Source organism: Corynebacterium sp. Marseille-Q2823 (assembly GCF_903645345.1).
GTDB lineage: Bacteria > Actinomycetota > Actinomycetes > Mycobacteriales > Mycobacteriaceae > Corynebacterium > Corynebacterium hiratae.
In genome coordinates this window covers 189003-201368 of the sequence record NZ_CAHJXS010000002.1, presented here as the reverse complement: position 1 = coordinate 201368, position 12366 = coordinate 189003, and the positions used below count along the sequence as shown (strand labels likewise).

General features: G+C 59.4%; 11 protein-coding genes. 4 read left to right on the top strand and 7 right to left on the bottom strand.

The annotated features are described in order from the left end of the window. Positions 1-89: 89 nt before the first annotated feature. The gene (locus HWX44_RS02900; RefSeq protein WP_049157529.1) at positions 90-1172 is read left to right on the top strand and encodes a hypothetical protein; all 1083 of its coding nucleotides are present in this window, start codon (positions 90-92) and stop codon (positions 1170-1172) included. A gap of 164 nt (positions 1173-1336) precedes the next feature. Here the strand turns inward: HWX44_RS02900 and HWX44_RS02895 are convergent, their stop codons facing one another. Next, entirely contained in the window at positions 1337-2296 is a 960-nt protein-coding gene (locus HWX44_RS02895) for a hydrogen peroxide-inducible genes activator (protein WP_046648224.1), read from the bottom strand. A 173-nt stretch (positions 2297-2469) separates the two neighbouring features. On the opposite strand from HWX44_RS02895, the gene HWX44_RS02890 reads away from it, so the two are divergent. Then, positions 2470-3063 carry a peroxiredoxin gene (locus tag HWX44_RS02890; RefSeq protein WP_046648222.1) on the top strand — a complete coding sequence of 198 codons (594 nt, stop codon included), beginning with the start codon at positions 2470-2472 and terminating at the stop codon, positions 3061-3063. Between the two features lie 44 nt (positions 3064-3107). Then, complete coding sequence (locus HWX44_RS02885; protein ID WP_046648220.1) at positions 3108-3641, top strand: carboxymuconolactone decarboxylase family protein; 534 nt, start codon at positions 3108-3110, stop codon at positions 3639-3641. 137 nt (positions 3642-3778) lie between these two features. Here the strand turns inward: HWX44_RS02885 and HWX44_RS02880 are convergent, their stop codons facing one another. The 5 genes from HWX44_RS02880 to HWX44_RS02860 form a co-directional block, all read right to left on the bottom strand. Next, positions 3779-4489 carry a VIT1/CCC1 transporter family protein gene (locus HWX44_RS02880; protein ID WP_046648218.1) on the bottom strand — a complete coding sequence of 237 codons (711 nt, stop codon included), beginning with the start codon at positions 4487-4489 and terminating at the stop codon, positions 3779-3781. Between the two features lie 144 nt (positions 4490-4633). Then, positions 4634-5011, bottom strand: coding sequence for a hypothetical protein (locus HWX44_RS02875; RefSeq protein WP_046648216.1), 378 nt, complete (start codon positions 5009-5011; stop codon positions 4634-4636). A gap of 28 nt (positions 5012-5039) precedes the next feature. Then, complete coding sequence (locus tag HWX44_RS02870; RefSeq protein WP_175973088.1) at positions 5040-6164, bottom strand: PTS sugar transporter subunit IIC; 1125 nt, start codon at positions 6162-6164, stop codon at positions 5040-5042. An 82-nt stretch (positions 6165-6246) separates the two neighbouring features. Then, positions 6247-8820 carry a DEAD/DEAH box helicase gene (locus HWX44_RS02865; protein ID WP_175973087.1) on the bottom strand — a complete coding sequence of 858 codons (2574 nt, stop codon included), beginning with the start codon at positions 8818-8820 and terminating at the stop codon, positions 6247-6249. A 99-nt stretch (positions 8821-8919) separates the two neighbouring features. Beyond that, positions 8920-9939 (bottom strand): PAC2 family protein, encoded by a 1020-nt coding sequence (locus HWX44_RS02860; protein WP_070513116.1) that lies wholly within the window; start codon positions 9937-9939, stop codon positions 8920-8922. 335 nt (positions 9940-10274) lie between these two features. Here HWX44_RS02860 and HWX44_RS02855 point away from each other — a divergent pair, with 335 nt between their 5' ends. Further along, entirely contained in the window at positions 10275-11423 is a 1149-nt protein-coding gene (locus tag HWX44_RS02855; protein WP_046648207.1) for a DUF4192 domain-containing protein, read from the top strand. Here HWX44_RS02855 and galE read toward each other — a convergent pair. Then, entirely contained in the window at positions 11380-12363 is a 984-nt protein-coding gene (galE, locus tag HWX44_RS02850; protein WP_046648205.1) for a UDP-glucose 4-epimerase GalE, read from the bottom strand. The genes HWX44_RS02855 and galE overlap by 44 nt on opposite strands. Between the last annotated feature and the right edge of the window lie 3 nt (positions 12364-12366).

Genomic DNA, 12366 nt, shown 5'->3' with positions numbered 1-12366 from the left:
GGAAGTGCTTTTCGCTCACAGGTCGAGGTGGAGAAATTGGTACTCTTGTGGTGACTGTGTGAAAAGAGATTACAGAAGGGCAGAAGTGTATGACCAATCCTTTTGATCCGAAACCGGATGACAACGGCTCCCACGGCGGGTTCGGCAACAATCCGGGAAACAACGCCAATAACTCCTCGGGAAACAATGGCGGCCTGCCGCGGTATGAACCCACCACGCACCCAGAGGATCAGGCTGGCTTCGGCCAGTCCGGCAGTTATGGCAATTACGGTGGCGAGTCCTACGGCGCTCAGCCCTATGGTGGCAATTCCTATGGCGCCTACAACGCCGGTCAGCCGGGATACGCCGGGGCAAGCTACGGAGGCGATTCCGGATATGAGGGCCCTGGTCCGGGCGCCGGCCCTGCCTACACGGGCCCAGTCAGCGCCCTAGAGGCGATCAAATGGGGCTTCAAGGCTGCGCTGGGTAATGCGATGCTGTGGGTGCTGGGTGCTGTCGTGGTGTTCTTTATTCAGGTTATTCCACAAATTGGCATCAGCGTTGGCGAGCAGAACGCCGATGGTACGGGCGCGAGCGTCATGGTGAGCTTCTTCTCCTTTGCCGTGTCTATACTCTCCATCGTTATCTCTTTGATTGTGTACCGCTTGGCCTATCGCGAGATCGATAAGCCAAGCCCCACGTGGGGCACTCTTTTCCAAGGTGTTCGCTGGGTGTCGCCGCTTGTGGTGAACCTGGTCCTGGGTATTCTTGGCGCTATAGCCCTCGTTATTGTTGTCGTCATTGTGTTTGCTGTGGGCTTCGGCGGGGCCTCTGCAATGGATATGCAGAACGTCGAGAACCTCGGAGACGGGGAGATTCTCGCGCTCGTCGGTTCCATCTTCGGTATTCTCGCCGTGCTCATGCTGATCGGGCTATTCATCCAGCCCTTCTTTACCCTCATGCCCTGGTTGGCAGCGGATACCTCCTCAATCGGTGAGGCGTTCTCGCAGGGGCTCAAGCTAGGCAAACAGAATTACAGCCACATCCTGCTGTTCATCGTTCTTACGGCTCTCATGTTTGCCGCGTCCTTCATCACGTTGGGCTTGGCGCTGGTAGTCATCGCACCGGCTATGCAGCTGGCAACCGCGCACCTGTGCCGCCAGTGTCAAGGGCGTTATGCCCCCGCAGCCTAAACACTAAAGGCCACACGTAGCGCATTTAACGCGCGCCGCCGCCCTGACTGTCCTCTTCGGATAGCCCTTTCACAGAGGAGGGCCTAGACAAGGAGGCCGGTCAGTGGCGGCTTTGGCGTTTTGAGTGTCGCGCTGGGGCACGCGTGTTGATCAGAGGGAGCTGACTAGGGAGACGAAAAGAGGTCCCGAGAGCGCTCGACGGCGTCCTCAAATGCGCTGGTGACCAGTGTCCCGAAAGTGCGGTATTCATCGGCGCGGGCGGCAGAGGAGCGAAAAACGAGCCCCACCTGGCGCTCTGCTGTTACCGAAGGGGCAAAGCGAGCAACGGCAAGCTGCGGGTTCTGGCATTCCGTAACGAGTGCGGATTCAGGTACGAGTGTGGCGCCGAGGTTTCCCATGACAAGCTGCAAAATAGTGGTCAATGACGAGGCGCGCGTGACGGCGTTGGTGGCCTCGGAGGGGTTCACTTTCGCGCGGCGGCACAGGTCGAGGACTTGGTCGCGGAGGCAGTGGCCGTCATCAAGCAAGAGCAAATCGAGATGCTCGAGCTCCGACAGCGTGAGGTCATCGCGCCCTGCGAGTGGATGCGCCGCTGGAGTTACTGCGGTGAAGGCCTCGGTGTAGAGAGGGATCTCCACCATGCCGGGAGCCTCAGTGGGTAGTGCAGCAACGGCTAAGTCAAGGTTTCCTTCGCGCAGCTTACTCAGAAGATGCTGGGTTTGCTCCTCGACGAAGCGGGGCTCCAAATCGGGGTAAGCATCATCGATGGATCGCAACAGACCCGGCAAGATATAGGGCGCGATGGTCGGGATGATGCCGATGGTGAGGGGACCGGTGAGTGTGCCGTTGGCGCCGCGGGCTTGGCTCAGGAAGGCATCGGAGGCTTCGAGGGCCGCCTTTGCATAGGGCAGGAGCATCTCGCCGGTGGACGTCACGATGACCTTGCGGGTGGAGCGTTCAATGAGCTGCACTCCCAGTCCTTGCTCGAGCGCGACGAGGGCTTGGGAGAGCGAAGGCTGGGAGATATCGAGCTTGGCGGCCGCGGAGCCAAAGTGCTTGTTCTCTGCGATCGTGACGAAGGTGCGCAACTGGGCGAGGGTCGGACGATACTCCTTATTGTTCATGCCTATAACTGTAACACTTCTAATTCGTCGGTCCTATTGACGCGCGAAGCCTTCCGTGGCATACTTGGCAGGTGAGCGACCGCGTACCTGCTAAAAGGCAGATTGACGTGTGGTCGTAGAGATTTGCATCACAGTTATGCATTGTTGTGACACTATAAGGAGTTGAGCCTTTAATGCCTATCCTGACCGTTGGCGAGAAGTTCCCAGAGTTCGAGTTGACCGCACTGAAGGGCGGTGACCTCCACGACGTTAACGCTAACCAGCCGGAGGACTACTTCGAGCAGGTATCTCTGGACAAGTACCAGGGAATGTGGAAGGTCGTGTTCTTCTACCCGAAGGACTTCACCTTCGTGTGCCCGACCGAAATCGCCGCCTTCGGCAAGCTGAATGAGGAGTTCTTGGACCGCGATACCCAGGTGCTTGGCGGCTCCACCGATAACGAGTTCGCACACTTCAACTGGCGTGCAACCCACCCGGAGCTGAAGGAAGTTCCGTTCCCGATGTTCTCTGACATCCGCCACGACCTGATCCGTGCCCTTGGTGTGGAGAACGCCGACGGTGTTGCTGACCGCGCAACCTTCATCATCGACCCGGACGGTGTCATTCAGTTCGTGTCCGTGACCCCGGATGCTGTCGGCCGCAACGTTGATGAGGTTCTGCGCGTGCTGGACGCGCTGCAGTCCGAAGAGGTCTGCGCCTGCAACTGGGAGGCTAACGACCCGACGAAGAACATCGACAAGCTCGAGGTTGTTCAGTCCGCTCTGTAAACCAGCAGTAAGCACAACCGCCCAACCTTAAAGGAGTTACATCAGTGTCTATCGAAAACCTGAAGTCCGCGCTTCCGGCATATGCTAAGGATCAGAAGCTCAACATTGGTTCCCTTACACGCACCACCGAGCTGAATGAGGAGCAGCTGTGGGGTAGCTTGGTCGCTGCTGCCGCTGCGACCCGCAATGATCTGGTGCTGTCGGAGATTCTCGAGGAAGCCCGCGAGCACCTCAGTGAGGAAGCAATTGACGCAGCTCTTGGCTCCGCCACGGTGATGGCTATGAACAACGTGGCCTACCGTGCAAAGAGCTGGTTGGGCGATGATTTTGCCCAGGTCAAGTTTGGTCTGCGCATGAATATCATTGCTAAGCCCGGCGTGGAAAAGGCCACGTTTGAGCTGTGGAGCACCGTTGTCTCCGCCATCAACGGCTGCGAGCACTGCCTGTCCGCACACGCTAATACTCTCCTCGAGGAAGGCGTGACCAAGGAGCAGATCTGGGAAGGCATCAAGGTAGCTGGCGTCATCGAGGCCGTGGCCCAGGCGCTGCAGGCCGAAGCTGTACGCTCCGCTGAGTAAAGCCAGCTAGCACTTTCCTAGCTAAACGTAGAGTCCCACTGCCCGCATTTGGCGGGAGGTGGGACTTTCTGTTTTGGGGCCCGTCGGGGAGGGGCGTCGGTGTGCAGAGGGCGCGTGGGACAGTTCTCTTCCTGCCTTTAGCCGACGACCCCGCCGAAAGCGACGCCGATGCCATAAGTGACGGCCAGGCCCAGTGCACCACCGATGACGAGGCGGAGCACGGAACGCCCAGTGTTCGTGTCGGCGAGGCGGGCGGAGACGTAGCCTGTGATGGCAAGAGCGACCAAGGTAACGATGGCGACTGTTGCTGCAGCCATGCTCATGGGGGCGAGGAAGATCGACAACAGGGGGAGTGCGGCGCCGGCGAGGAAAGATATGGCCGACCAGAACGCCGCGTGCCATGGATTTGTCAGGTCTTCGCCGTCGATGCCCATTTCAAGCCGGAGGTGTGCTTCGAGAAGTCTATCCTCGGCAGCGATCTCACGGGCGGCAGTGTCCGCGGTTTCGGTGTGCATGCCGTAGCTGGCGAGCATGGAAACGAGCTCGGCATGCTCTTGTTCGGGGATTTCCGCCAGCTCGCGGGTCTCCTTGTCGATCATCATCCGCTCGGAGTCACGCTGAGCGGACACCGAGACGTATTCTCCGAGCGCCATGGAAGCGGCGCCAGACACGGTGGCTGCCAAGCCTGCGGTGAGGATGGTGCTTGCCGACGCCCCCGAACCCACCACGCCGAGTAGAAGCGCGGCGACAGAGACGATACCGTCGTTGGCGCCAAGAACGCCTGCCCGCAAAGAGTTGAGGCGCGCGTTGTGTGAAGATCCGTGGGGTTCGTTGCCATGGTGGGGCATTGCCAGCTCCTCGATGTCCAGAGTGTCCGCGTCGTGCTCTAGTGCTCTCGCAATTGTCTAGAGAACTTCTTACTCTCCAGTATTGTTGCTGGTCAACGCCCTGTAAAGCGTGTGTAGGCTTAGCTGAATGCAGGGAGCGAAGGCTTAGACAATAGTGCCAGTCCATTCGCCACAGGCGGCGCCATCCACGGACAGCCCCATGGTGAAAACCTGGTCGGTGAGTTCAAAATGAGCCGTTGGCACGGTGACAACGAGCTCCTCGGGGGTGTACGTGTAGTGATAATCGACGGGCCGGTGGGCATCCCTGGTGTCCTCACCAAAAGACGCGATTTCCATGGAGACGAGCTGGTCTCGCTCGAAGTGGATGATGAGTTGAAGATCGAGGGTGTGCAGCTTAAACACGACGTCACGGTGGTGAGGAAGGCCTCCGAGAAGCCAGTGGACCGTGACGGCGTCATCCTGCGTTTCAAAGTGAACGCCCGCGAGGCGAATACTGGTGGCTGGGGAGTCTGGGGTATTCATAGCGCCACCCACTGTACTCCCCACGTGGCTATGTGAAATCGAGAGAAAAGTATTCAGATTTGGTGAGATGCAGGACCTTCTCGAAGAGCCAGCAAAAGAGCAGCGCAAGGGCGAGCGGCAGGACGAGGTAGACAAAGGTGATAATCATTACGTTGCCAGCGCTCCAGCCCCAGCCTTCGTAGTTGAGGGCGGCCAAGGGGCCCATCAGGCCGGAGATGCCGAAACCGGCGGAAATCGGGGTACCGGAAATCCCTAGGGCGCCGCCGACGCCGCCCAGGACGGCCGCGGAACAAATTACCGGGAGGAAGGTCACTGGCTTGGAAAGCATATTGGCCATCTGCACCTTGGGGGAACCGAGGACGTGCAGGATGGAGGTGGCGAAGCCGTTAACGCGCCAACCAGCAACCAGGAGGGTAAATCCGGCGGCCACGGCGCCCAGGTTGGCGGTACCGGAGGCAACGCCGTCAATGAAGATGGCAGTCGCAATGCCAACGGTGGAGACTGGGGAGACAATCATGATGGCGAAGAGGATAGCGAGGATCACGCCCATGAGGACCGGCTGCAAGGTGGTTGCGCCGTTGACCAAGTTGCCCAACCACAGGGTGAAGACCTTAACAACGGGGAAAGTGACTACCCACCCAATCGTGCCCGCGACCAGAGTCACAATGGTGGAGAGCAGTAAGATTGAGTAGTTCTTGAGCTTATCGCCGATAAAAAGAAGCAGTCCCACCGCGATGGCTGCGGTAAGCCCTGAGTTGATCACAAGGCCAGTGCCTTTGAGGAAGAAGCCACCCTCGGGATTCACTGTGGCCACGCCGGAGCCGCAGAACGAGGCAATACCCACCGCGGCGGTTTGGATGGGAGTCATCTTGAATTCGATGCCGATGAGGACGCCGATCATGACGGGCAAAAGGCTAGCGGCCAAACCGGTGAGGGCCATGACGGTGGCGGCGCCAGACCAGAAGGGCAGCAGAGCCTTGGCCAGTTCGCCCAGTAGGGCTTGCGGAACCAGTGACACCACGACGGCGATGGAGATGCCGTTGAGGACCTTCATGGTGAAGGAACCGGGTGTGAGGCGCTCGGCCGCGGGGGCAGCGCTGGCGTGCGGGATAGGGGAAAGCTTGCGTTCGTCTATCTGCTGTGGCGTGCTCATCCTCCAATCATACGCATAATATGCGATGGGTAGAAAATATTAATGCAGAAAAGGGGGTATTAATATTCCCTGCTTATGCGCCCTAGTACTCCACGCTCAGCTCAGATAGCCGTACTTCCCCGGCTTCATCGGAGGCATCGAGATCTACGGTGCCAACGAGCTGATAGGAGTTATCGCCCTCTGGGTCCTTAAGAATCTGACGCACGGTCCACGACCGCGAGCCGCCAACGCCACGAGCGCCCGAGCCCGTGTCGCCCTTGTCCAAGACAAAGTATTCCTGCCCCCTAGCCGCTGGCCCAGTGTCGATGTCATCGTAGTCATCGAAGTAGTCATCGAGGGCACGGCCAAAGTCAGGAATCTCCTCCAAGTAGTCCAACAGGTCGGCCAAGCGCTCTTCCTTCTCCAACGCAAAGAGCTGTGCAAGGCGGAAGAAGTAATTGCGCACCATGATGCTGAAAGCCCGCTGATTAGCGGTCAAGGCGGTGGGATCCTCGACTCCGAAGGCCAACTCGCGGTCCAAATCCTCCTGGGAAATGGGGGAGTCCTCGCCAGCCATCTCAGCCCACTCGTCGACAAGCGAAGAATCGACTTGGCGGATAAGCTCTCCGAGCCAGACGATGATGTCCTCGAGTTCCTCTGTGAGGAATTCCGCGGGGATGGACTGCTTGAGAGTACGCCACGCATCGGTGAGGTAGCGCAAAATGACGCCTTCCGAGCGGGCGAGACCGTAGCTAGCGACGAGATCGGAAAAAGTCATGGCGCTCTCCAGCATGTCGCGCACCACAGACTTGGGCCGCAGCTCGAATTCCTTAGCCCACGGATTGGTCTGGCAGAAGGTTTCATAGGACTGTTCGAGGAGCTCTTCCAGAGGCTTTGGCCACGTGATGTCTTCCACGATGGCCATGCGCTCGGTATAGTCCACGCCCTCAGCCTTGAGCGCCGCGATTTCCTCACCGCGCCGCTGCTTCTGTTGGGCAATGAGCACCTGGCGTGGATCATCCAGCACTGCTTCGAAGACAGAGATGACATCGAGGGCATAGGTCTCGGACTCGGGATCCAGCAAGGTGAGCGCCGCCAGCGCGAAGGGCCCTAAAGGCTGGTTGAGGGCGAAATCGCGCGGCATCTCGCGCACCACGTGGTAGGGGCGGCCGTAGATGTCGAGTCCCTTCGTAGACTTTTGCACCACGCCCGAATTAAGGAGGCCACGGAACAGACTCAACGCTGTGAGGATGTCCTCGTTCTGGCGGGCACGCGTGTTATGGCTCGTGCGGAGCAGGTGCTTAAGGTGCTCGTAGCCGTTGCCGTGGCGGGCGAGCACGTTGAGCAACATGGAATTGGACACTCGGAACTGGGAGGTCAGTTGCTCCGGTTCGGCGTCGATAAGCCGTGCGTACGTCTGTTCCGACCATGACACTTCACCATCGCGCGCAGATTTCTTCTTCAGCTTCTTGAGGCGCGCCGGGTCATCGCCGACGCGCCGCCGCGCCTTGGCGTTCTCAATCTCATACTCCGGCGCCTGCACGACGACGGTGCCTTCCGTGTCATAACCCGCGCGGCCTGCGCGACCAGCAATCTGGTGAAACTCGCGAGACTTCAGAATGCGCTGGCGGGTCCCGTCGTACTTGGCCAAACCCGTCATCAGCACTGTGCGGATGGGGACGTTGATGCCCACCCCCAGGGTATCCGTGCCACAGATGACTTTGAGCAGGCCCTGTTGGGCTAAGCGCTCAACCAAGCGCCGGTACTTCGGCAGCATGCCCGCGTGATGGACGCCGATGCCCTTGCGCAGCAGCTTCGACAGATCCTTGCCAAACGTCGTGGTGAAGCGGAAGCCCGCGAGCTCCGCGGCAATGGCCTCCTTCTCCTCTGCGGTGATGATCTTCGACAGCGAAGTGAGCGCCTGCGCACGCTCTGAGGCTTCGCGTTGGGAGAAGTGGACGACATAGACAGGGGCTTTGCCATCGGCGAGCAATTCTTCGATTGTTTCGTGGACCGCGGAAAAGACATAAGAGAAGTCGAGGGGCACTGGGCGAGTTGTTCCCGCTACCAGAGTCGTCGTGCGGCCGGTACGCTCCGTCAAATCCTTCTCCAGCCAGGCGGTATCACCCAGGGTGGCGGACATGAGCAGGAACTGGGCCTTCGGTAGCTCCAGGAGCGGTACCTGCCAGGCCCAGCCGCGATCGGGTTCGGAGTAGTAGTGGAACTCGTCCATGATCACTTGATCGATGGCGGCTTCCGCGCCATCGCGTAGCGCAATATTGGCCACGATCTCAGCGGTGGCGGCGATAATCGGGGCGGAGCCATTGACCGTGGCATCGCCGGTCATCATGCCGACGTTTTCGGGGCCGAAAATCTCGCAGAGAGCGAAGAACTTTTCGCTCACCAAGGCCTTGATGGGAGCGGTGTAGAAGCTGCGCTGGCCGCGTGCTAAAGCAATGAAGTGGGCGGCGTTGGCCACCATGGACTTACCAGAACCGGTGGGGGTGGCCAAGATGACGTTATCCCCGGCGAGAACACCAAGGGAGGCCTCTTCCTGCGCCGGGTAGAGCGAGATACCGCGGCCAGAAGTCCAGGACAAAAATGTGTCCCAGATGGCCTCATCAACCATCGACTCGGGGACTTCGGCGAGATCGGGCAACATCTGAGAAAGGTTCACCCGTCCCACCTTAGGCGAAAAGCTCTATTAACCAGAGCGTCGGCCCTGCGCCCCAACTTCACTGCCCTGCCTCTAATTGTGCGGCTGAGCAAGACATGCTTAGACGTCGTCATCCATGTCTAAGCCAGGGCCTTCATCGCGGCCGTAGTTGTCTTCGCGGTCATCGATATCTTCGGACAGAATGTCCGAGCTGTCATCGAGGCCAGCAAGAAAGGCCTCAAAGTCCGCACCGATCTCCTCGCCAGTGGGCATGTGCTCCTCACCTGGCATGATGGCCTGCGGGTGGCGGGAGCGGTAGCGCTCCATGTAGGCATCGTACTGCTCTTCTAGCTGACGTACGACGCCAGCGATCTCCTCAGAATCGGTAACCTGCTCCTCCAACTGCTGGTTGATGCGAGCAACGTCCGCTTCCAGGCTGCCCAGCGGAATGTTGAGGTCAACCGCCGAGGCGACCGAATCCAGCAGCCGTAGCGTGGCGGCCGGGTAAGGAGACGCCGCAAGGTAGTGCGGAACATGAGCGGTGTATCCAGCAACGCGGCGGCCCTTCTTATCCAAGGCTCGCTCAATATACAGGGCGGCGGCGCCCGGGACCATCATGGTGGATTCCATGCGCACCATGGAGTTAAGGAGCTCCGGCTCATTGCCGTGCGCCGTGACCACGGTGGGGCGGGTGTGCGGCACCGGCATAGGGGCCGAGTACAGCATGATGGTGTTCTTGATATCGAACTTTTCCACCAAGTTCACCACCGCGTCCGTAAATGCCTCCCAGCGCAAGTCCGGTTCCGGTCCAGAAAGCAGCAGGAAAGGTGTGCCGGAGTTATCCCGGAGCACCTTGATGCCCAGATCGGTGTTCTCAATTTCTACCGTGCGGTCGTGGTCAATGGTGACGGCGGGGCGGCGAGAGCGGTAGTCAATAAGCTCGTCATTATTAAACGAAGCCAGCTGGCGGTTCTCCAACGCGGCTTTGAGGTGATCAGCACTGGCTTCGACGGCCTGGCCCGCATCGGCATAGCCATTCATGGCCACGATCATCGTAGGGCCATTGCCTGGGGCGGAATCGTCCTTGACCACTGGTGCGGGATACTCCAGCTCATACATGCGGCCCTGTTCTTCCTGCATGATTGTGACTCCTCCTTCTATCCGTGCGCTTCTTTAGAAGCGTACGGACCTAATCAGCGTTCTGTGCCTTGCAACGCTGTAGGGCTACTACCTATTCCCAGCTGCGATTGTGCGTTCCTTGCCAAGCCGAGCTGGGATTGATCATGGGCACTGGTGATGATCGTTCAAGCATGCCACATGGCCATCCGTTGTGCCAGCATGTCGAGTTGGTGGGTGTGAATAACTTGGCTCTTTCCCTCGGATTGCAGACCAGTCCGGACTAGTTATCCACAGATTCTCCGTGTGTGGCGTGATCCCCCTAGCGTCCTGTGGCAGCCCTGGTTCAGGGTACAAGTATGAGCACATTCTCAACGCACACAGATAACACCCCACCGATTACGACACCTGGTCATCTCCTTGCTAACATCCCCGGACTCCTTGGCTTCTATCCCACCGAATCGGTGGTATTCATGGCCATTGACACCACCCCGCGCGGCCCGGCCATGGGTCCGCTCGCCCGCGTCGATATCCCCGATGCCGCCGGAGCCCTGCCAGACATCGCGGCGATGCTGGCAGAGAATGCCCGCGAAGGCGTCTTCGCCTTCCTCATTTCGCAGCGCCCGCTTACTGAATTACGGGAGGTGACCCACTGGCTCTACGGCCTGGATCGTTCCTGTGACGGGTTGGAGATTGACGCGGCCTGGTACGCCAAGGAAATCACCAAACATGAGCCCTACGTTCTGTTGCACGGAACCGTCAACGCAGATGGGAGCGGGCCGATGAAAAAGTGGGTAGAAGGCACTATACCGGCGCTTACCGACGCCTCCTCGATGCGCTCCTGCGTCAATCACAATGTTGTTCCAGAGCTCAATAGGGAAGAATTCTTTGCCATTTTCGCGCCGGGAAACCCACACCTCGATTCTGCCGAAGCCGAAGCCCTGAGCCGGCAAGCACGCGATACCGCGACTCAGTTTCGCGCCCAGGTGGCCGCGGCGAAAGGGAAGAAGCGCAAGGAACTCCTTGAGCACTTTGTGGATGATGCTCAGTGGGCGCTTCACCAGGTGGCGTCTGTGGAGGAAGCCGAAGAAGATGTAGAGCTGTTGGCATCATGCGCCGTGTGGCTGTCGACGACGTGGACGCGCGACCTCGTGGTGGGCATCTGCGCGGAGGCTGGCGAAACCGGTGCGTACCTTCTCCTAGCAGCAGCGCGCACATTCGGCGAAGAATTACGGGCGAATGCTCTGACCCTGTTTGCCCTGGCACACATGGAACAGGAGTGGGACATCCTGGCTGGACCGGCACTGCAGCTCGTCACGGAAGAGTTCCCCAGCCATCGCCTAGGCTCGCTGTTGTGCCAGGCCTATCGCCACGGGCTGCATGAAAAGATACGTGCTTCGATCCACGCAGGGGCGCGTAAGGCCTTCGACAACGCGGTAGGGGATACGGCTGGGGAGGGCAGCACTAACGCCGCGCGGAATGAGCCCGCTCGCCGAGCTGCCGGGTAAAGTTCCACGCATCCGTCACGATGGTGGTCAAGTCGGTGCGGCTCGGATCCCATCCGAGCTCGGACTTAATCTTGTCCGAGGAGGCCACGAGGGTTGCGGGATCTCCTGCGCGGCGGGGCGCCAGCTCAGCGGGGATGGGGTGTCCGGTGACTTCGCGGCAGGCCTCAATGACCTGCTTGACAGAGTAACCGTCTCCGGAGCCGAGGTTATAGATGCGGTGTGTACCCGCAGCGTTGCTTTCAAGCGCGAGCACATGAGCGTCGGCCAGGTCACGGATGTGGATGTAATCGCGGACGGCGGTGCCGTCGGCAGTGTCGTAGTCATCGCCGAAAATGAAGATCTTGTCGCGATGGCCAAGTGCTACCTGCAATACAAGCGGAATGAGGTGGGTTTCCACCTCGCGGTTCTCGCCAATGCTGCCGTAGGCACCGGCGACGTTAAAGTAGCGCAACGACGTCGCCCCCAAGCCGTAGGCCTGGGCATATGAGGTGATCATGTAGTCGATTGCGAGCTTGGATGCGCCATAAGGATTCGTCGGCTTCGTAGGCATCGTCTCTGTGATCGGAACCTGTGCAGGCTCGCCGTACGTTGCCGCGGTCGAAGAAAACACAAGGTTGGTGACGCCGAATTCGCGCATGGCGTTGAGCAACTGCAGCGTCGTGACGACATTGTGCTGCCAATAGTCAGCCGGAGCCTCAACGGATTCGCCAACGAGGGAGCGAGCGGCAAAATGCACAACGCCGTCGAAGCCTCCTTCAGACAACACTTCACGAGCAACATCGGCCACGTCACCCTCGACAAGGCGGGCCTGCTCTGGGATAGCTTCGCGGTTGCCGGTGGAAAAATTGTCGATGATGGTAACGTCGTGACCCTTCTCCACGAGGACGGCCGCGCACACGCTGCCAACATAGCCGGCACCGCCAGTGACAAGTAGTTTCATCGC